The organism is Thetidibacter halocola (assembly GCF_018224955.1).
GTDB lineage: Bacteria > Pseudomonadota > Alphaproteobacteria > Rhodobacterales > Rhodobacteraceae > Thetidibacter > Thetidibacter halocola.
On record NZ_JAGTUU010000007.1, the window covers coordinates 39172 to 59273 of the forward strand.

Sequence of the window (20102 nt, forward strand, 5' to 3'; positions counted from 1 at the left end):
GCGGAACGGAGGACAGATTATGACGACTGAAGTGAAAGTTCCCGATATCGGCGATTTCAAGGACGTGCCGGTGGTGACGATCCTGGTCAGCGTGGGCGATACGATCGCGGTGGAGGATCCCATCGTCGAACTGGAAAGCGACAAGGCCACGATGGAGGTGCCATCCTCGGCCGCCGGTGTCGTGAAGGAGATCAAGGTCGCAGAGGGCGACAAGGTATCCGAAGGCTCGCTCATCCTGATCGTCGAGGGCGCTGACGCCCCGGCAGCCAAGGAAGCGCCCAAGGCCGAGGCGCCCAAGGCTACTGCCCCTGCCGCCGCGCCAGCCCCTGCCGCGGCACCCGCCCCGGCAGCCGTGACCGATGCCGGTTTCTCCAAGGTGCACGCATCTCCGTCCGTCCGGGCCTATGCCCGCCGGGTCGAGGTGGATCTGAACAAGGTGAACGGATCGGGCCGCAAGGGCCGCATCCTGCGCGAGGACGTGGAAAAGGCGCTCAAGGCGCAGACGGTTCCGGCAGCAAGTGGTGGGGCCGTTTCGGGCGGCATGGGTATTCCGCCGATCCCCGTGGTCGATTTCTCCAAGTTCGGGCCGATCGAAGAGGTCGAGATGCCCCGGATCAAGAAGCTTTCGGGCCCGGCGCTGCATCGCAGCTGGCTGAACGTGCCGCATGTCACCCACAATGACGAGGCCGACATCACCGAGCTGGACCAGTATCGCAAGGAGATGGACACCCAGGCCAAGGACGAGGGCTATCGCGTCACGCTGCTCTCCTTCGTCATCAAGGCGTCGGTCTCCGCGCTCAAGACCCATTGGGAGGTCAACTCCTCGATCCATCCCGATGGCGACAAGCTGATCCGCAAGTCGTTCTACAATATCGGCTTCGCCGCCGATACGCCGAACGGGCTGGTGGTGCCGGTCATCAAGGATGCCGACCGCAAGGGTCTTGTGGAAATCTCGAAAGAGCTGGGCGAACTCAGTGCCAAGGCCCGCAAGGGAGAGCTGAAATCGGGCGACATGTCCGGCGCGACCTTCACCATCTCGTCACTGGGCGGGATCGGGGGCACGTCGTTCACGCCCATCGTGAACGCGCCTGAGGTGGCGATCCTGGGCCTGACCCGGTCCAAGATGGCGCCGGTCTGGGATGGCGAGCAGTTCGTGCCGCGCCTGATGCAGCCGCTGTCGCTGTCCTATGACCATCGCGCCATCGACGGGGCCCTGGCCGCACGCTTCTGCGTGACGCTCAAGACCCTGCTCGGTGACATGCGCAAGCTGATGTGGTGAGGTGACGACATGGATGTGAAAGTTCCCGATATCGGCGATTTCAAGGATGTTCCGGTCGTCTCGATCCTCGTCTCGGTGGGTGACACCGTCGCCGCCGAGGACCCGCTGATCGAGCTGGAATCCGACAAGGCCACGATGGAAGTGCCCTCGCCCGCCGCGGGCGTGGTCAAGGCGATCAAGGTCGCAGAGGGTGACAAGGTTTCCGAAGGCACCGTCATCATGGTGCTTGAGGGCGCCGACGCGAAAGATGCGGCGCCCGAACCCGAGGCCCCCGCAGCCGAGGCGCCCAAGGCGGTTGCCGCCACCGGCAGCGCCTCCGGCCCCGGCGACATCCATGCCGAGGTGGTCGTGCTGGGCTCCGGCCCAGGCGGCTATACGGCGGCGTTCCGCGCCGCAGACCTGGGCAAGAGCGTGGTTCTGATCGAGGCGAACAGCACCCTTGGCGGGGTCTGCCTGAACGTGGGCTGCATCCCGTCCAAGGCGCTACTGCACGTCGCCAAGGTGATCACCGAGGCCGAGGAAATGGCCTCGCACGGGATCAGCTTTGGTGCGCCGCAGATCGACCTCGACGACTTGCGCGACTTCAAGGACAGCGTGGTGGGCAAGCTGACCGGCGGACTCGACGGTCTGGCCAAGGGGCGCAAGGTGACGGTGGTGCGGGGCTACGGCAAGTTCACCGGGCCGAACATGATCTCCGTCGAGGGCAAGGAGCCCAAGACCGTAAGCTTCGACCAGTGCATCATCGCCGCCGGCTCGGAACCCGTCACGCTGCCCTTCATCCCGCATGACGATCCTCGCGTGATCGACTCGACCGGCGCGCTCGACCTGATGGACGTACCCGAGCGGATGCTGGTGCTGGGCGGTGGGATCATCGGTCTGGAGATGGCCTGTGTCTATGACGCGCTGGGATCGAAGATCACGGTCGTCGAACTGATGGACCAGATCATTCCCGGCGCCGACAAGGACATCGTCAAGCCGCTGATGACCCGGATCAAGGGGCGGTATGAGAACATCTTTCTCAAGACCAAGGTGACGGGGGCCGAGGCCACCGATGCCGGGATCAAGATCACCTTCCAGGACGAGAACGGAGAGAGCTTCTCCGACACGTTCGACAAGGTGCTGGTCGCCGTGGGCCGCCGCCCGAACGGCAAGAAGGTCGACGCGGAAAAGGCCGGTGTTGCGGTGGACGATCGCGGCTTTATCGCCGTGGACAACCAGCAGCGCACCGGCGTGCCGCATATCTTCGCCATCGGCGACGTGGTGGGCCAGCCGATGCTGGCGCACAAGGCTGTGCACGAGGGCAAGGTCGCTGCCGAGGTCTGCGCGGGACACAAGCGGTTCTTCGACGCCTCGCTGATCCCGTCGGTCGCCTATACCGATCCCGAGGTGGCGTGGTGCGGCGTCACGGAGGTCGATGCGAAGGCGAAGGGCATAAAGTACGAAAAGGGCGTCTTCCCCTGGGCAGCATCCGGGCGCAGCCTGTCCAACGGTCGCAGCGAAGGCATGACCAAGCTGCTCTTCGACCCGGAAGACCAGCGCGTGATCGGCGGCTGCATCGTCGGCACCAACGCCGGCGACCTAATTTCCGAAGTCGCGCTTGCGATCGAGATGGGTGCGGACGCGGTGGACCTGGGCCACACGATCCACCCGCATCCAACCCTGTCGGAAACGGTGAACTTTGCCGCAGAGATGTTCGAAGGCACGATCACCGACCTGATCCCGCCGAAGAAGAAGCATTGAGGGCAGGGGCGGAAAAAAAACCTCGCCCTGAATCGACGTGGTTCAACCCACCAAACACAAAGGCCCGGCATCGCGCCGGGCCTTTTCATGTCGTGCATGTGCGGCAGTTCAGATCCGCAGGAAGGGCTGCGCGAGGCGCGGGATGAGCCCCTTGAAGCGCAGCGGCGCGTCCGTCACGGCAAGGCAGATGCAATCCTCGGAGATGTCCGCGACCGGCGTGTGGTGCAGGTCCTCGTGCGCCACCTCGATGTCGCCACGCGCGAACAGTCCGTCATCGTCGGAAAACGCACCCTGGAGAACCAGCGTCAGTTCCATACCACGATGACCGTGGTCCGGGATCGCCATGCCCGCCGGGATATACAGCAGGCGCGCGGTGGCGTCGCCCTGCGTCGGCAGGATGGCCTGCTTGACCCCCATGCCGACGGGCCGCCATTTCACGTCGGCCAGCGATCCGCCGACGTAATCGCGCAGCGGTGCGGGCAGCACCGGGTCCGCCGCCTGGACGCGCTTTTCGGGGGCTGCCCAGGCGCCATTGCGGATCAGGTCCAGCGCGCCCACCAGACAGGCGTCCGACACCTCGACGCTGTCGCAATCCTCGATCAGGGCGCCGCCAACGGCGTCATGCGCCTCGACCGCCGCGCGGCACGTGTCGCAGAGCGAGACATGGGTCGCGACGATCAGGTTCACGGCCTCAGGCAGGGTGCCCGCGGAATAGCCGAGGATCAGGTCATCGGTCAGGTGGTGTTTCGGTTCGGTCATCGTCTTCTTCACTTCTTGTCCATCGCGTGGCGCAGCCGTTCCAGCGCCAGGCGGATGCGGGATTTGATCGTGCCCAGGGGCAGGCCTGTCTGTTCTGCGATCTCGCTATGCGAAAGGTCGCCGAAATAGGCCTTTTCGATCAGTTCCCTCTGTTTCTCGGGGAGAGAGGCGATGGCCTCTCCCAGGCGTTCACTTTCCTGTTGCAGCATCACGATATCCGCCTGGTCGGGTTCGGATTCCGGCCCCCAGGGGATGTCCTCAGGCTCGGGGCGGCGCGTGCGGCGCAGTATGTCTATCTTCCTGTTCCGGGCGATCGTGTAGATCCACGTCGCGACCGAGGCCCGCGCCGGGTCGAACTGCGCGGCCTTGTGCCAGACCGTCGCCATCACTTCCTGCGTGCATTCCTCGGCCAGCGCCGCGTCGGAGCCGGACCGCATCAGGAACGCCTTCACCCGTGGTGCGAAATGCCGAAACAGCTCGACGAAAGCGGCTTCGTCGCGCAAGTCACGTATGCGGATCAGGCAATTGACCCAATCTGTCGGCATGTCACGGGTTTGCAGACCCACGCGTTTCTTCCTTGCAGCCCGATCCCGTGCGACAGATCCGTCATATCCGGCCGGAGCAACCGACGCGGTATCACAATCATCGAAAGGCGCAGAACTGCCGAACATGCACAGTCTACGCAAGCCAAACCATAGCGGATCAAAATTTTTTCGCAGAGTTTTTTTCATCCGACTGGACGGCGTCGGCGTAAACCTGTCTAGACAATGCAAAACGAGGGAGCAGTCCAACATGCCATTCGAAGCCCACGCGGCGCCGCCGCGCAGGATCGCCGTGATTGGCGGTGGAATCTCTGGCATGGGAGCGGCATACATGCTCTCCGAAGACCACGAGGTGACCCTGTTCGAGGCAGAACCGCGCCTTGGCGGGCATGCGCGCACCCTGATCGCCGGCAAGCGCGGCGACCAGCCGGTCGACACGGGTTTCATCGTGTTCAACTACGCAAATTACCCGCTGATGGCGCGGCTGTTCGCCGATCTCGACGTGCCGGTGACGAAATCGGACATGAGCTTTTCCGCCTCGCTGCGGGGCGGCGCGATGGAATACGGCCTGCGCAACCTGCGCGCGCTGTTCGCGCAGCCAAGAAACGCGGTCGACCCGCGGTTCCTGCGCATGGTCCGCGACATCGTGCACTTCAACAAGAACGCGCTGGATGGTGCCCGTGACCGCAGCGCCAGCCTGGGCGACTTTCTGGACAATCTCGGCACGGGCGACTGGTTCCGTGACTATTACCTGCTGCCGCTGTCGGGCGCGATCTGGTCGACGCCGACCGACAAGATCCTCGATTTCCCGGCCCACGCGCTGATCAGTTTCTTCGAGAACCACGCGCTGCTGAACCATTCCGGCCAGCACCAGTGGTACACGGTGCAGGGCGGGTCGCGCGAATATGTTCGCCGGCTGGGTGCGGCAATGCAGGCCCGTAGCGTCCGGATGCGTCTCGGATGCCCGGTCGAGGGGGTGCGGCGCACCACCACAGGCGCCGAGGTGCGGGCCCGCGGCGATTGGGACGGGTTCGATGACGTTGTCTTTGCCACCCATTCCGACGACACGCTGCACCTGCTGACCGACGCCACCCCCGAAGAACGCGGCGCGCTGGGTGCGGTGGCCTATCAGCCGAACCGCGTGGTGCTGCATGCCGACACCGCCATCATGCCGAAACGGCGCGCGGTCTGGTCGTCCTGGAACTATACCGAGGCGGTGCGCAAGGACATGAACACGATCGACCTCACATACTGGATGAACTGCCTTCAGCCGATCCCCAAGGACGATCCGATGTTCGTCACCCTGAACTCGGTCCGACCTATCCGCGAGGATCTGATCTATGACGAGACGGTGCTGCGCCACCCGGTCTATGACCTGGCCGCACTAGAGGCGCAAGAACTGATCGCGGCCCGCAACGGCACCCGCAACACCTGGTTTTGCGGCGCCTGGATGAAGAACGGCTTTCACGAGGACGGCCTTGCCAGCGCCGCCGACGTGGTCGAGGCGCTTCGCGCTCGCGACGCCGTGGCGGCGGAGGCGGCATGACACGCGTCGATCACATCGAGGGGCATACCTATCACGGGCGCAAGGGCGCGATCGGAAACGATTTCCGCTATTCCGTGGACTACGTGTTGCTCGATGCGGAAAGGCCTGTTTCCGGCCCGGCGCTGTTCTCGCGCAACCGGGCGAACGTGACCGCGTTGCATGACGTCGACCACGGCGGTGCCCCGGCCAAGGGGCGTGGCCCCGCTTGGGCGCGCGAGGTTCTGGCCGCGCACCAGGTGCGCGCCGAGGGACCGCTCATGCTGCTGGCGCAGCCGAGGATGCTGGGCCACGTGTTCAACCCGGTCTCGTTCTGGCTGGCGCATGACTCCGAGGGCGCGCTGGTTGCGGTCATTGCCGAGGTGTCCAACACGTTCGGCGACCGGCATTCCTACCTGTGCGTCAAGCCCGACGGTTCGGCCATCACCCGTGAGGACCGGCTGGGCGCGCGCAAGATCTTCCACGTCTCGCCGTTCCAGCCCGTCGAGGGCGGCTATACCTTCCGCTTTGACATTGCGCCGGACCATGTCGGCGTCTGGATCGACTATGCGCAAGACAAGGGCGGGCTGATTGCCACCTTCTGCGGCAAGCGCAAGCCGATGACCAACAGGTCTGTCCTGCGTTACGCGCTGCGGCGGCCGCTGGGCGCGCGGCGCGTGCTGGCGCTGATCCACTGGCAGGCGCTGAAACTGTGGTGGAAGGGCGCGAAGTATCGCAACCGGCCCGAACCGCCGATGGAGGAAGTCACCCGTTGACCGATCGCCTTGGGGCGTGGGCGGGCTTTGCCGCGGTGATCGCCGCGGCAGGGTTGCCGATCTATATCCACGCGCCGAAATTCTATGTCGATACCTATGGGGTCAGCCTCGCCACGCTGGGCGCGGTGCTGTTCGCGCTGCGCCTGCTGGACGTGGTGCAGGATCCGTTGCTGGGGCGGCTGGCCGTCGCGCTGAAGGCACGACGCGGCATGGCCGTGGCTGTGGCGGCGGGGCTGATGGCGGCGGGGATGGGGGGGCTGTTCGCGGTGCCGCCGCTGCTGCCGCCGGTCTGGTGGTTCGCGCTGATGCTGACCGTGGTGTTCTCGGCGTTCAGCTTTCTCAGCATCGCCTTCTACGCCACCGGCGTCGCCAAGGCCGAGTCGCTGTCGGGACAAGGCCATTTGAGACTGGCCCGCTGGCGCGAGGCCGGTGCGCTGGGTGGCATCTGCATCGCCGCGCTGATCCCGGGCCTGTTCGAGGGGCTTGGCTTGCCGCCCTTCGCCGGGTTCGCGGCCGCCTTTGCGCTGGCCGTGGCCGTCGCCACCTGGGCGATGGCGAGCCAATGGGCGCGCAGCGTCGATCTGCCCTCTGGCGGGTTCGGCCCCGTGTTGCGCGACGGTCAGGCGCGGCGGCTTCTGCTGATCGCGCTGGTCAACGCCTCGCCGGTGGCCATCACCTCGACTCTGTTCCTGTTCTTCGTCGAAAGCCGCCTGGCCGCGCCGGGGTGGGAGGGGCCTCTGCTGCTGCTGTTCTTCCTCGCCGCCGCGCTGGCCGCGCCTGTCTGGAGCCTGCTGGCCGAACGGTTCGGTGCGCGGCGCGTGCTGCTGGCCGCGATGGCGCTGTCCATCGCCGCCTTCGGCTGGGCGCTGTTCCTCGAGGCGGGCGACATCCTGCCCTTCGCGGTGATCTGCCTTGCCTCTGGCGCGGCGCTGGGCGCGGACATGACGCTGCTACCGGCGCTGTTTGCCCGCCGCATGGCCCGCATCGCCCCCGGCGCGGGCGAAGGCTTTGCTCTGTGGTCCTTCGTGTCGAAATTCACGTTGGCCTTCGCGGCTGCCGCACTACTTCCCGCACTGGAGCGGTGGGGGTTCGTTCCGGGCGCCGAGAACGCACCGGCTGAATTGCAGGGGCTCAGTCTGCTTTACGCGGGCATTCCCTGTGTCTTGAAAGTGATCGCCATCCTCCTTCTGGCGACCACTTCGATCGAGGAGGAAGCGTGATGGACGCTGTTGCCTATATCCTGTTCGGCGCCTTTCTGATGCTGGTGCTGGGCTATCTGAAAACCCGCTACCTCGACTTTCCGGGGCAGGGGCCGGTCGACTATGCCGCGGCACCGGGCGAGGCGCTCGACCTGCGCCGCCATCTCGACGGGCCGATCCTCTGCGAGGGTGTGATCTATGGTCCAACGGGGCGTGTCGCTTCGCGTTTCGTCGGCGATTTCGAGGCGCGCTGGGACGGAAATCACGGCGTGATGACAGAACACTTCGTTTACGACAGTGGCGCCGAGCAGCACCGTGAATGGCAACTCACGCTGGGCAATGACGGGCGCATCCGCGCGCAGGCCGCAGACGTCGTTGGCGAGGGGACCGGCATTCAGAGTGGGCCGACCGTGCAGCTGAAGTACCGCATCCGCCTGCCCGAGGATTCGGGTGGCCATGTCCTCAACACCACCGACTGGATGTATCTGGCGCCCAACGGCACCATCGTGAACCGCAGCCAGTTCCGCAAATACGGGATCAAGGTGGCCGAACTGGTCGCCACCATGCGCCGGAAGGAACCGGTGTGAGGGACTGGGCGGGCAAGCGATACTGGCTGGTGGGCGCCTCCGAGGGACTGGGAGAGGCGCTGGCCCACAAGTTAAGCCGCGCGAGTGTCTCGCTGGTCCTGTCGGCGCGCTCACGGGACAAGCTGGAGGCGCTGGCAGCCGCGCTGCCCGGCAAGGCCGAGGTCATGCCGCTGGACGTGACCGACACCGCCGCCCTCGAAGACGCCATGCTGCGCATGGGAGAGATCGATGGCGTCGTGCAGATGGCAGGGGTCTACTGGCCTTTCGGGGCGCAGGACTGGGACGCCGAGCAGGCCAACATCATGGCCGATGTGAACTTTACCGGCGCAATGCGTCTGATGGGGGTCGTCGTGCCGCGTTTCGTTGCACGCGACCGCGGGCACATCGTGCTGACCGGCTCGCTGTCGGGCTTTCGCGGCCTGCCGGGCGCCGCGGCCTATGTCGCGTCCAAGGCCGGGGTGATGGCGCTGGCCGAATCGCTGCGCGCCGACCTGCACCGGACAGGCGTCGACGTGCAACTGGTCAATCCCGGCTTCGTGCGCACCCGCCTGACCGACAAGAACGCTTTCAAGATGCCCTTCATCATGGAGCCCGAGGACGCCGCGCGCGTCTATTTCGAGCATATGACGAGCGACACGTTCAAGAAATCCTTTCCGACGATGTTCAGCCTGGTGTTCCGCGGCAGCCAGTTCCTGCCGGACTGGCTTTACTATCGGCTGTTTGCGTAAGATCAAGGAAGGGCGCATCTTTTCCTGACACGCTGCGTCGTGAACAGGGAAAGGAGATACGCCATGGACCAGATCAGCGTTCGCAAGGTGGCAGCCGTCATCGTCATGGCACGTGAGCTTGACCGCGCCGAGCCGGAATTGCGCGCCCTCATCGACCGCATGGACGAGGAAGAACAGGCCGCGCTTGTGGCGGTCATGTGGATCGGGCGCGGGGCGTTCGAGACCGAGGAATGGGACGAGGCGTTTTCTACCGCCTATGCCGAGGCAACCACCCCCACCGCAGACTACCTGATCGGCACGCCGCATCTGGCCGACAACCTTGAGGCGGGGCTTGAGGCGCTCGGATATGATGCAATGCACGAAGAAGAGTCATTTTAGAAACAGTTATCCGCCGAAATGGGCCCCTGACAGCAATGTGGGGTTGATTGGAAGCGCCGTGTCGGTGTTTCTTGCCTTACGCAAAGCATAAGGCCTTCCTTGGCCTTCGAATCGCATACGGGAAAGGGAAACCATCATGCTCAACAAGATCGCACTCGCGGCCGCTGCAGCAGCCGCCATCGCAACCGCCGCACCTGTCGCTGCCCAGCAGGCGACCACTCAGGATCCGTTCATCGCCACGCAGTTCGACACGTCGGGCAACCTGCTGCCGGGTTGGGCGATCGTCGGCGGTCTGGCCGTGTTCGTCGGTATCGCCGCCGCCACCTCCGGCACCGACTGATCCGGCATCCACCGCATCATCTCAGGGCGCGACCTTTCAGGATCGCGCCCTCACCGAAACGGGCCCGGATCGCATCCGTGGCCCGTTCTGCTTTTTCACGCGTCGCGGCGTTCGGGTCCAGCAAGTCCCCGGCGCGGTCGGCCATCGCCTCTGGCACCAGGTCAGACAGGCCCGCGCCCAGCAGGCGATAGGGGCCGGCGCCCGGCACCTGGTCGAACAACGCGCGTGCCGTGCGATACAGGCGGTCGGCGATCTGCGTCGGGTCGGACAGCGCGTGCCGCCGCGTCAGCAGGGTGAAATCCGCCTTCTTCAGCTTCAGCGTCACCACCCGGCCTGCCAGACCCCTGGCCTTGGCGCGGTCGGCGACCTTTTCGCACATCCGCCACAGATGACCGTCGAGAATCTCGGGATCGCCCGTGTCCTCTGAAAACGTCGTCTCGTTCGAGATCGACTTGATGGGCGCGTTGCGCGTGACGCGGCGGCGATCCTCGCCCCGCGCCAGGTGCCAAAGCCGGTCGCCCATGCTGCCGAACCGCGCGCCGAGGTCCTTGCGGTCCCAGCGCAACAGGTCGTCGAAGGTGCGGATGCCCGCGCGCTCCAGTGCCGCCTGGCTCGCCTCGCCCACGCCCCAGATCAGGCGAATGGGCTTTGGGCGTAGAAAGGCCTGCGTCTCGGCCCGGCCGATCACGGAAAAGCCATGCGGCTTGTCGAGGTCCGAGGCGATCTTTGCCAGGAACTTGTTGTGGCTGAGGCCGATCGACCCGGTCAACCCCAGTTCGTCCCGCATCCGCCGCACCAGTCGGGCCAGCATCGCGGCGGGCGGCGCGCCATGCAGGCGGGCGGTGCCGGAGAGATCGAGAAAGGCCTCGTCCAGCGACAGGGGTTCGATGGCGGGTGTCATTTCCTCCATCATGGTGCGAATCTGCCGCGAGACCTCGGCATAGACCTGCATCCGGGGGCGCACCACCACCGCATCGGGACACAGTTGCAGCGCCTTGAACATCGGCATGGCCGACCGCACCCCCCGGATGCGCGCGACATAGCAGGCGGTCGACACCACGCCCCGCCGCCCGCCACCGATGATCAGCGGCTTGTCGGCCAGGTCGGGATTGTCGCGCTTTTCGACACTGGCATAGAAGGCGTCGCAATCCATGTGCGCGATGGTCAGGTCCCAGAGTTCGGGATGCGACACCACCCGCGGCCGCCGGCAGGACGGGCAGCGCGGGCCGGAATCGAACCGGGTCAGGCAATCGCGGCACAGGGCGGGCATGATCGCCAGATATACCACGCCATGCGGCCCGGGCAATCTGGCGCGGAGGGCGGCGCGTCGCTACATTGAGGACAAGCCATTTCTCCGAAAGGTATCCCCAATGCCCATAGAGACCCTGCTTGCGGATTTCGCCAGCGAGAACATCGTCCTGATCCTGCTGGCCGCGCTGATCTTCATCAGCCTGTTCCTGGGCGTCCGCATCGTGCCGCAATCGCAGAAACACGTGGTCGAACGCTTTGGCCGGTTGCGGGCAGTGCTGGGACCGGGGATCAACTTCATCGTGCCGTTCCTCGACAAGGTGGCGCACAAGGTCTCGGTGCTGGAACGCCAGTTGCCGAACGCCGAACAGGACGCGATCACGCGCGACAACGTGCTGGTCCAGATCGACACCTCGGTGTTCTACCGCATCCTGGAACCGGAAAAGACCGTGTATCGCATCCGTGACGTGGATGGTGCCATTGCGACCACCGTCGCCGGGATCGTCCGGGCCGAGATCGGCAAGATGGACCTGGACGAGGTGCAGTCGAACCGCTCGCAACTGATCCAGCAGATCAAGGCCAGCGTCGAGGGCGCGGTGGACGACTGGGGGATCGAGGTGACGCGGGCCGAGATCCTGGACGTGAACCTTGACCAGGCGACGCGCGACGCGATGTTGCAGCAGCTGAACGCCGAACGTGCCCGCCGTGCCCAGGTGATGGAGGCCGAGGGGCGCAAGCGCGCCGTGGAGCTGGCCGCCGATGCCGAGCTGTATGCCGCCGAACAGGCCGCCAAGGCCCGTCGCATCACCGCCGAGGCCGAGGCCTATGCGACCGAGATCGTCGCCAAGGTGATCCGCGAGAACGGCGTCGAGGCGGCGCAATACGAGGTCGCGCTGAAGCAGGTCGAGGCGCTGTCCAAGGTCGCGGCAGGCGGCGGCAAGCAGGTGGTCCTGCTGCCGTCCGCGGTGATGGACGCGCTGGGTGACGCCTTCAAGATGCTCAAGGGGAAAAGCTGATGGCCTGGGACGTGTGGTGGCTCTGGTTCGCCGGCGGGCTTGTCCTGCTGATCGTGGAGGTTCTGGCGCCCGGGTTCATCGCGCTGGGCATCGGGCTTGGCGCCTTTGTCGTCGGGCTGCTGCTGCTGGTGACGGGGCTGGGTTCGCTGCCTGTGGCGCTGGTGATCTGGGCTGTCGCCTCGGTTCTGGCCTGGGTCGTGCTGCGCAAGCTGGCGGGCGAACGCAAGGGGCAGGTCAAGCTCTGGACCACCGACATCAATGAGTGATCGGGCCTTTGCCGGCGCCAAGCTGCTGCCCTTCATCGGGAACCGCCTGCTGGTCGTGCAGCGCGATTTCACGCCGGGGATCGTCTGGCCCGGCTGGCATGACCTGCCGGGCGGGATGCGCGAAGGTGCCGAGTCGCCCATGGCCTGTGCCCTGCGCGAGACCCGCGAGGAGGTCGGGCTGGTCCTCGCCGAGGACGACCTGCGGCTGGCCCATCTTCAGGACATCAGCGGGCGGCGCGTCTGGTTCTTCGCCGCGCATCTGCCCGCCAGCCACGCCACCGGGGTCGTTCTGGGGGACGAGGGGCTGGGCTGGCAGCTGATGCCGCCCGACGTCTTCGCCACCCACCCGCGCGCGATCCCGACCTTTCGGACGATCCTGCGTGTCTACATGGAAAAAGGCCGGGAACGCGCGGTTCCCGGCCAGTAGGGGCCGGCCCCAAGGGGGTAACCGGGGGCCGGAGGGTCGGTCATGCAGGCGACACGGCCGAGAGGGAATTCCTGTCAGGCGGCGTGGCGCTGCATGTCCTGCGGCGCCGGGCCGCGCCGCGCCGGGGCTAGCCTCGAGCGCAGCGTGCCCGTCTGCGCATAGTTGCGCAGGGCGTCGCGCAGCAACCCGTCGCTGACCCGGTCGAACTCGGCCGTCAGGGGCGCGTCATACGACGCGGCCACGCTGAACCGGCCCATCGCAGTGTGAAAGGTCACCAGCGCCTCGAAACATTCGAGCGCGGGGTTGTAGGCGATCTCGCCAATCTGGGTCTTGATGTAGGCCATGGTCCTTGCCTCCGAACTTATCCACATCAGGCGCGTGTCCTGTGGATAACTTTTAGATGGGCGTTTCGTTCCAAAGCCGGTAGGGGGCAACACGAAATCGTGTTAACCATTGCCAGTCGACACTAGATCTAGTGCCTAGTAGGCGCTGGTTCGCAGTGCTTGTGGCGAGCTCAGCTCTGCCACGATGGCCTGTGCCGCCGCGCGCGGGTCCGGGGCACGGTGGATCGGCCGTCCGACCACGATGTGATCGGCCCCGGCGGCGATGGCGCTGGCGGGGGTGGCGATGCGCTTCTGGTCGCCGGCATCGGCACCCGCGGGCCGGACGCCCGGGGTGACGATCAGCCGGCCCTCGGCCTCGGGCAGGGCACGGATCATCGCGGCCTCGTTGGGCGAGGCGATGACGCCATCGGCCCCGGCCTCGAAAGCCCGCGTAGCCCGGGCCGCCACCAGGTCGGGGATATCTCCCGGCACGATCAGTGCCGCGTCCAGGTCGGCACGGTCGAGCGAGGTCAGGATCGTGACGGCCAGGATCTTCATCCCTGACCCGGCTGCGCCCTCGCACGCGGCGCGCACCACGGTGGGGTCGCCATGCACGGTCAGGAAATCCAGGTCGAACTGCGCCAGGCCACGCACCGCCGCCTCGACCGTGGCGCCGATGTCGAACAGCTTCATGTCCAGGAAGATGCGCTTGCCATGCTCCAGCTTGAGTTCGTTGGCCAGGCCCAGCCCGCCGCCGGTCAGCATTCCCAGCCCGATCTTGTAGAAGCTGACGGCATCGCCAAGGCTTTCGGCAAGGCGCAGCCCCTCCAGCGCGTTCGGCACGTCGAGGGCGACGATCAGGCGGTCATCGGACATCGGTCTTCTCCTGCGGCTTGGCAGCGTCTTAGCTGCGTGCGGCCCATCGCGCCAGACGTTGCATTTCTGCAACTTGTCCCTCTTGAACCGGCGCGGATCGGTCGCCATCTTGTGAGCAGAGGCCCCGCGGCCCGCGTGCCTGTTTCAGGGCGTGGCCAATCCCAGGGGTGCTTAACGGAAGGAGAGACCCATGAACTTGGAGAAGTTCACGGACCGCGCGCGTGGTTTCGTTCAGGCCGCGCAGACGATCGCGATGCGCGAAAGCCATCAGAAGCTTTCGCCGGAACACCTGCTCAAGGCATTGATGGATGACGATCAGGGCATGGCCGCCAACCTGATCAAGCGCGCCGGCGGCGCGCCGGATCGCGTCGTGCAGGTGCTGGAGACCAAGCTGGCGAAGATCCCGAAAGTCTCGGGTGATGCCGGTCAGATCTATCTCGACAGCGCCACGGGCCGCGTCATGGACGAAGCCGAGAAACTGGCGACCAAGGCGGGCGACAGCTTTGTTCCCGTCGAGCGGATGCTGATGGCGCTGGCGATGGTGAAATCCCCCGCCAAGGAGGCGCTGGATGCCGGTGCGGTGAACGCGCAGGCGCTGAACGCCGCCATCAACGACATCCGCAAGGGGCGCACCGCCGACTCGGCCTCGGCCGAAGAGGGCTACGAGTCGCTCAAGAAATACACGATGGACCTGACCGAGCGCGCCCGCGAGGGCAAGATCGACCCGATCATCGGCCGGGACGAGGAAATCCGCCGTGCCATGCAGGTTCTCAGCCGCCGGACCAAGAACAACCCGGTCCTGATCGGGGAACCCGGCGTCGGCAAGACCGCCATCGCCGAGGGTCTGGCGCTGCGCATCGTCAATGGCGACGTGCCGGAGAGCCTGCGCAACAAGCGGCTTCTCAGCCTCGACATGGGTGCGCTGATCGCCGGTGCGAAATATCGCGGCGAGTTCGAGGAGCGCCTCAAGGCCATCCTGAAAGAGATCGAGGCCGCCGCGGGCGAGGTCATCCTGTTCATCGACGAGATGCACATGCTGGTCGGTGCGGGCAAGACCGATGGCGCGATGGACGCAGCCAACCTGATCAAGCCTGCGCTGGCACGCGGTGAGCTGCACTGCATCGGTGCGACCACGCTGGATGAATACCGCAAGCACGTGGAAAAGGACGCGGCTCTGGCCCGCCGGTTCCAGCCGCTTCTGGTGGACGAACCGACCGTCGAGGACACGATCAGCATCCTGCGCGGCATCAAGGAAAAGTATGAACTGCACCATGGCGTGCGGATCAGCGACTCGGCCCTCGTGGCGGCGGCGACGCTGTCGCATCGCTACATCACCGACCGCTTCCTGCCGGACAAGGCCATTGACCTGATGGACGAGGCCGCCAGCCGACTGCGGATGGAGGTCGACTCCAAGCCCGAGGAACTCGACGCGCTGGATCGCCAGATCCTGCAGATGCAGATCGAGCAGGAAGCCCTGCGGAAAGAGGATGACCAGGCCTCCAGGGACCGGCTGGAAAAGCTGGAAAAGGAACTGGCCGACCTTCAGGAACGTAGCGCCGAAATGACGGCGCAGTGGCAGGCCGAACGCGACCGACTGGCTTCGACCCAGCAGATCAACGAGCAGCTGGACCGTGCCAGGGCCGACCTCGAGATCGCCAAGCGCGAAGGCAACCTCGCCCGCGCCGGAGAGCTGTCTTACGGCATCATCCCGCAGCTGGAACGCCAGCTGACCGAGGCCGAAGGCACCGAGGAGCAGATGGTCGAAGAGGCCGTCCGCCCCGAACAGATCGCGGCCGTGGTCGAACGCTGGACGGGTATCCCGATGTCCAAGATGCTGGAGGGCGAGCGCGACAAGCTGCTGCGTATGGAGGACGAGCTGCACAAGCGGGTCGTCGGCCAGAACCAGGCGGTCAAGGCGGTGGCCAATGCCGTGCGCCGCGCCCGTGCAGGCCTGAACGACGAGAATCGCCCGCTGGGCAGTTTCCTTTTCCTTGGCCCGACCGGCGTCGGCAAGACCGAACTGACCAAGGCGGTGGCCAACTATCTCTTTGACGACGACAACGCGATGGTCCGCGTCGACATGTCGGAATTCATGGAGAAACACTCGGTCGCCCGCCTGATCGGCGCGCCTCCGGGCTATATCGGCTATGACGAGGGCGGTGTCCTGACCGAGGCGGTGCGGCGCAAGCCCTACCAGGTGGTGCTGTTCGACGAGGTCGAAAAGGCGCATCCGGACGTCTTCAACGTGCTGTTGCAGGTTCTCGACGACGGCGTGCTGACGGACGGCCAGGGCCGCACGGTGGACTTCAAGCAGACGCTGATCGTGTTGACCTCGAACCTCGGCTCGCAGGCACTGTCGCAACTGCCCGAAGGGGCCGACAGCAGCGCCGCGCGGCGCGACGTGATGGACGCGGTCCGGGCGCATTTCCGGCCCGAGTTCCTGAACCGTCTCGACGAGACGATCATCTTTGACCGGCTCAAGCGCGAGGATATGGCCGGGATCGTCGAGATCCAGATGGGCCGCCTGCTGAAACGCCTGGCCGCCCGCAAGATCCGGCTGGAACTGGACGACGGTGCGCGGCAGTGGCTCGCGGACGAGGGGTATGACCCGGTCTTCGGCGCCCGCCCGCTCAAGCGCGTGATCCAGAGGGCGTTGCAGGATCCGCTGGCCGAGATGTTGTTGGCCGGTGACATCCATGACGGCGACATCGTGCCGGTCTCGGCCGGGTCCGAAGGACTGATCATCGGCGACCGCGTGGCATCCAGCAATCGGCCGCGGCCCGACGACGCCGTGGTGCACTGAAATGACAAGGGGCAGGGGTTGATCCCCGCCCCTGAGTCTCGCAACCGGCGGTGCGCCATGCGCTCGCCGGTTTCTTCATGCGCTCATTCGCGCGCGCGCAGCACTCCGGCCGGGCGCGCCGCCAGCGGGCGCCAGGCAAAGGCCAGCCCCGCGACCATCGTCGCCAGCACGCCGCCCGTGATGATGGCCAGTGCCGAGGGCCAGATCACCGCGAAATCCGTCTCCATCACGAAGGTCGAGATCGCCCAGCCACCCGCGATCCCGGCGGCCAGCGCGACCACCCCCGCGCCCGCGCCCAGCAGGGCCGACCGCAGGGCGAAACTGCGCAAGATGCGCCCGCGGCTGGCGCCGAGCGTCTTGAGCAGCGCGGCCTCGTAGGTGCGGGCGCCTTCGCCCGCCGCCGCCGCGCCGATCATCACCAGGAAGCCGGTCAGCAGCGTCGCCGCCGCACCCCAGCGTACGGCCTCTCCAATGCCCTCCAGCAACTCGCTGACGCGGTCGATGGCGTCGCGGACGCGGATCGCGGTGATATTCGGGTATTCCCCGGCGAGGTCGCGCAGGATCTGCGCCTCGGCCTCGGGCGCGGCATAGACGGTCGAGATGAACGTATGCGGCGCGGCCTCGAGCGCCGAGGGGTTCATCGACATGACAAAGCCGATCCCGGCGGTTGAGAAATCGACCTCGCGGAACGAGGTGATCGTCGCGGTGATGTCGCGGCCGAGGATGTTGACGGTGATCGTGTCGCCCAGTTTCAGGCCCATTTCCTCGGCTTCCTCAGCCGCGAAACTGACCTGCGGCGGGCCGCTGTAGTCCTCGGGCCACCACGCACCATCCGTCACGGTGGTGCGGCCGTCGGGTTTCACCGAATATGTCACGCCTCGGTCACCCCGGATCACCCAATGCTCTCCCACCACCTCTTTCGCCGGGCGGTCATTGATCCGGGTGATGATGCCACGCAGCATGGGTGCGCTGTCGATCCGGGTCACGGCGGGGTCGTTTTCCAGCCGGTCGAGGTAGCCCGCCATCTGGTCCTTCTGGATGTCGACGAAGAAATACGAGGGCGCGACCTCGGGCAGGTCGCGGGCGATGGCGGTGCGCAGGTTGCCGTCGATCTGGCCCACGGCTGCCAGCACCGACAGGCCGAGGCCGAGGGACAGGACGACCGCCGTCGCGCCCTCTCCCGGCCCGCCGATGGCCGACAGCGCCCAGCGCAGGATTGGCCGGCCCCGCGCGGCGGTGGTGGCGCGGCGCGCGGCCCAGCGGATGCCCAGCGCGGCCAGCACCAGCAGCGCCAGAGCGAACAGGATGCCGCCCGCTGTCCACAGTGTCAGCATGACCGCCCCCGAGAGCAGCGCCGCGGCCCCGACCAGCAGCGCCAGCAGCGCCCCTGTCGCCGCGATGTAACGCGGGCGGGGCAGGGCGCGCGCGCCGCCCAGCGCGTCGCGGAACAGGGTCGCGGCGCGCACCTCTTCGGCCCGGGCCAGCGGCCAGAGGGTAAAGACCAGCGCCGTCAGCACGCCATACAGCGCGGCTTCGGCCAGCGGTGCGGGATGCAGGGTGAAGATCGCAGGAACCGGCAGGGCGGCCGAGATCAGCGGTCCCAGCAGAATCGGGATCAGTGCGCCAAGGATCAGCCCCAACGCAATCCCCAACAGCGCCAGCACGCCGATCTGGAGGAAATAGGTCAGAAAGATCACCCGGCCGGTCGCGCCCAGCGTGCGCAGCGTGGCAATGACCGATGTCTTGCGCCCGATATAGGCGCGCACCGCCGCGCTGACGCCGATCCCGCCCACGGCCAGACCGGACAGGCCGACCAGCACCAGGAACGATCCCAGCCGCTCGACGAAACGCGCGATGCCGGGCGCGCCGTTGCGTGCGTCGCGCCAGCTGAGGCCGGTCTGCTCGAACCTGTCGCGCGCCTCTTGTCCTACGGTGTCGAGGTCGGCGCCCTCGGGCAGCAGCAGGCGGTATTCCGTCTCGAACAGGGTGCCCTCGGACAGCAGGCCGGAATCCGCCAGATCGACCGTGCGCACGATGGTGCGCGGGCCAAGGCCAAAGCCGTCGCCCGCATCGTCGGGTTCGCGCATGATCACGGCGCGCAGGGTGAAGGTCGCGGTGCCCAGTCGGAACGTGTCGCCTGGTTTCAGCCCCAGCCGGTCGGCCAGGACGGGGGCCATGACGCCGCCATGATCCGCCAGCGCCTGGGCCAGCGGCATCGATGGTTCGAGCACCATCTCGCCCAGCAGCGGATAAGCGGCATCCACCGATTTGACCTGTGTCAGCCCGCGTTCCGGCCCGTCGGACCCGTCCACCACCGCCATCGAGCGGAAATCCGTCACCTCGGACACGGCGGTTGCGGCGCCCGCCATCCAGGTGCGTTCCTCGTCGGTGGCGAAACGATAGGTGAATTCCGCCTGCGCGTCTCCGCCCAGTAAGATCGCGCCTTGGTCGGCCAGCCCCGCCTCGATCGCCGAGCGGACCGATCCGACCCCGGCAATCGCTGCCACGCCCAGCGCCAGGCAGGCGATGAAGATGCGAAAGCCGTGCAACCCGCCGCGCAGTTCGCGTGCGGCAAGGCGCGCCGCGATGGACAGGCTCATTCCGCGGCCCTCACCTGCCGGTCGATGCCACCGTCGCGCAGTTGCACAACGCGGTCGCAGCGCGCCGCGAGGTCGGGCGCGTGGGTGACAAGAACCAGCGTCGCGCCGGTTTCCGCCGACAGGCCGAACAGTAGGTCGATGATGGCCTGCCCGTTGGCGCCGTCGAGATTTCCGGTGGGCTCGTCCGCCAGCAGGATCGCGGGGCGCGGGGCAAGGGCGCGGGCCAGTGCGACGCGCTGCTGCTCGCCACCCGACATCTGCGCCGGGTAGTGGTCGGCCCGGTGCGACAGGCCCACCGCCTTCAACCCGTCGGCCGCGCGGTCGAAGGCGTCGCGCGCGCCCGCCAGCTCCAGCGGCGTCGCCACGTTTTCCAGCGCCGTCATGGTGGGGATCAGGTGGAACGACTGGAACACCACGCCCATGTGGTCGCGGCGGAACCGCGCCAGCGCATCCTCGTCCATCGTTGTCAGGTCACGGCCCAGTGCCCGCACTTGGCCTGCCGTCGCCCGTTCGAGCCCGCCCATGACCATCAGCAGCGACGACTTGCCCGATCCCGACGGCCCGATCAGCCCGACGGTCTGGCCCTTTTCCACGTCCAGCGTGATGCCGTGCAGGATTTCCACTGGTCCGGCATTGCCCTGAAGGGTCAAATGCACATCTTTAAGAGACAGAACGGGATCGGGCATAAGGCAT

General features: G+C 66.5%; 20 protein-coding genes. 13 read left to right on the plus strand and 7 right to left on the minus strand.

Annotated features, from left to right (window positions below; genetic code table 11):
* The first annotated feature begins 19 nt into the window (after nt 1–19).
* Nucleotides 20–1279, plus strand: a complete 1260-nt coding sequence (gene aceF / locus KB874_RS16635) for a dihydrolipoyllysine-residue acetyltransferase (RefSeq protein ID WP_212537688.1) — start codon at nt 20–22, stop codon at nt 1277–1279.
* A gap of 9 nt (nt 1280–1288) precedes the next feature.
* Nucleotides 1289–3019, plus strand: coding sequence for a dihydrolipoyl dehydrogenase (lpdA, locus tag KB874_RS16640; protein WP_212537689.1), 1731 nt, complete (start codon nt 1289–1291; stop codon nt 3017–3019).
* Between the two features lie 108 nt (nt 3020–3127).
* Here the strand turns inward: lpdA and KB874_RS16645 are convergent, their stop codons facing one another.
* Both KB874_RS16645 and KB874_RS16650 read right to left on the minus strand, forming a co-directional pair.
* Nucleotides 3128–3778, minus strand: a complete 651-nt coding sequence (locus KB874_RS16645) for a ChrR family anti-sigma-E factor (protein WP_212537690.1) — start codon at nt 3776–3778, stop codon at nt 3128–3130.
* 8 nt (nt 3779–3786) lie between these two features.
* Nucleotides 3787–4323 carry a sigma-70 family RNA polymerase sigma factor gene (locus KB874_RS16650; RefSeq protein ID WP_212537957.1) on the minus strand — a complete coding sequence of 179 codons (537 nt, stop codon included), beginning with the start codon at nt 4321–4323 and terminating at the stop codon, nt 3787–3789.
* A gap of 247 nt (nt 4324–4570) precedes the next feature.
* On the opposite strand from KB874_RS16650, the gene KB874_RS16655 reads away from it, so the two are divergent.
* The 7 genes from KB874_RS16655 to KB874_RS16685 all read left to right on the plus strand — a co-directional run bounded on the left by KB874_RS16655 (nt 4571) and on the right by KB874_RS16685 (nt 9850).
* Nucleotides 4571–5866, plus strand: a complete 1296-nt coding sequence (locus KB874_RS16655) for an NAD(P)/FAD-dependent oxidoreductase (RefSeq protein WP_212537691.1) — start codon at nt 4571–4573, stop codon at nt 5864–5866.
* Nucleotides 5863–6618 carry a DUF1365 domain-containing protein gene (locus tag KB874_RS16660; protein WP_212537692.1) on the plus strand — a complete coding sequence of 252 codons (756 nt, stop codon included), beginning with the start codon at nt 5863–5865 and terminating at the stop codon, nt 6616–6618. Before KB874_RS16655 ends, KB874_RS16660 begins: the two co-directional genes overlap by 4 nt.
* Nucleotides 6615–7838, plus strand: a complete 1224-nt coding sequence (locus KB874_RS16665) for an MFS transporter (RefSeq protein ID WP_212537693.1) — start codon at nt 6615–6617, stop codon at nt 7836–7838. Before KB874_RS16660 ends, KB874_RS16665 begins: the two co-directional genes overlap by 4 nt.
* Entirely contained in the window at nt 7838–8404 is a 567-nt protein-coding gene (locus KB874_RS16670; RefSeq protein ID WP_212537958.1) for a DUF3833 family protein, read from the plus strand. Before KB874_RS16665 ends, KB874_RS16670 begins: the two co-directional genes overlap by 1 nt.
* Complete coding sequence (locus tag KB874_RS16675; protein WP_212537694.1) at nt 8401–9132, plus strand: SDR family NAD(P)-dependent oxidoreductase; 732 nt, start codon at nt 8401–8403, stop codon at nt 9130–9132. The genes KB874_RS16670 and KB874_RS16675 overlap by 4 nt, the downstream gene beginning before the upstream one ends.
* 63 nt (nt 9133–9195) lie before the next feature.
* On the plus strand, nt 9196–9510 hold the full coding sequence (locus tag KB874_RS16680; protein ID WP_212537695.1) for a DUF3775 domain-containing protein: 315 nt from the start codon (nt 9196–9198) through the stop codon (nt 9508–9510).
* A 136-nt stretch (nt 9511–9646) separates the two neighbouring features.
* Nucleotides 9647–9850, plus strand: a complete 204-nt coding sequence (locus tag KB874_RS16685; protein ID WP_212537696.1) for a hypothetical protein — start codon at nt 9647–9649, stop codon at nt 9848–9850.
* 16 nt (nt 9851–9866) lie between these two features.
* On the opposite strand, the gene KB874_RS16690 is transcribed toward KB874_RS16685, so the two are convergent.
* The gene (locus KB874_RS16690) at nt 9867–11120 is read right to left on the minus strand and encodes a DNA polymerase IV (RefSeq protein WP_212537959.1); all 1254 of its coding nucleotides are present in this window, start codon (nt 11118–11120) and stop codon (nt 9867–9869) included.
* Between the two features lie 100 nt (nt 11121–11220).
* Here KB874_RS16690 and KB874_RS16695 point away from each other — a divergent pair, with 100 nt between their 5' ends.
* The 3 genes from KB874_RS16695 to KB874_RS16705 are packed head-to-tail and all read left to right on the plus strand — an operon-like array spanning nt 11221 to nt 12807.
* On the plus strand, nt 11221–12114 hold the full coding sequence (locus KB874_RS16695) for an SPFH domain-containing protein (protein WP_212537697.1): 894 nt from the start codon (nt 11221–11223) through the stop codon (nt 12112–12114).
* The gene (locus KB874_RS16700; RefSeq protein WP_212537698.1) at nt 12114–12380 is read left to right on the plus strand and encodes an NfeD family protein; all 267 of its coding nucleotides are present in this window, start codon (nt 12114–12116) and stop codon (nt 12378–12380) included. The genes KB874_RS16695 and KB874_RS16700 overlap by 1 nt, the downstream gene beginning before the upstream one ends.
* Nucleotides 12373–12807, plus strand: a complete 435-nt coding sequence (locus KB874_RS16705; protein WP_212537699.1) for an NUDIX domain-containing protein — start codon at nt 12373–12375, stop codon at nt 12805–12807. Before KB874_RS16700 ends, KB874_RS16705 begins: the two co-directional genes overlap by 8 nt.
* A gap of 74 nt (nt 12808–12881) precedes the next feature.
* Here the strand turns inward: KB874_RS16705 and KB874_RS16710 are convergent, their stop codons facing one another.
* Both KB874_RS16710 and pyrF read right to left on the minus strand, forming a co-directional pair.
* Entirely contained in the window at nt 12882–13151 is a 270-nt protein-coding gene (locus tag KB874_RS16710) for a hypothetical protein (RefSeq protein WP_212537700.1), read from the minus strand.
* Nucleotides 13152–13286: 135 nt separating this feature from the next.
* Entirely contained in the window at nt 13287–14006 is a 720-nt protein-coding gene (gene pyrF, locus KB874_RS16715; protein WP_212537701.1) for an orotidine-5'-phosphate decarboxylase, read from the minus strand.
* Between the two features lie 190 nt (nt 14007–14196).
* On the opposite strand from pyrF, the gene clpB reads away from it, so the two are divergent.
* On the plus strand, nt 14197–16809 hold the full coding sequence (clpB, locus tag KB874_RS16720) for an ATP-dependent chaperone ClpB (protein WP_212537702.1): 2613 nt from the start codon (nt 14197–14199) through the stop codon (nt 16807–16809).
* An 83-nt stretch (nt 16810–16892) separates the two neighbouring features.
* On the opposite strand, the gene KB874_RS16725 is transcribed toward clpB, so the two are convergent.
* Together KB874_RS16725 and KB874_RS16730 are read right to left on the minus strand one after the other, a co-directional pair.
* Complete coding sequence (locus KB874_RS16725) at nt 16893–19409, minus strand: ABC transporter permease (RefSeq protein WP_212537703.1); 2517 nt, start codon at nt 19407–19409, stop codon at nt 16893–16895.
* Nucleotides 19406–20095, minus strand: coding sequence for an ABC transporter ATP-binding protein (locus tag KB874_RS16730; protein WP_212537704.1), 690 nt, complete (start codon nt 20093–20095; stop codon nt 19406–19408). The genes KB874_RS16725 and KB874_RS16730 overlap by 4 nt, the downstream gene beginning before the upstream one ends.
* Nucleotides 20096–20102: the final 7 nt, after the last annotated feature.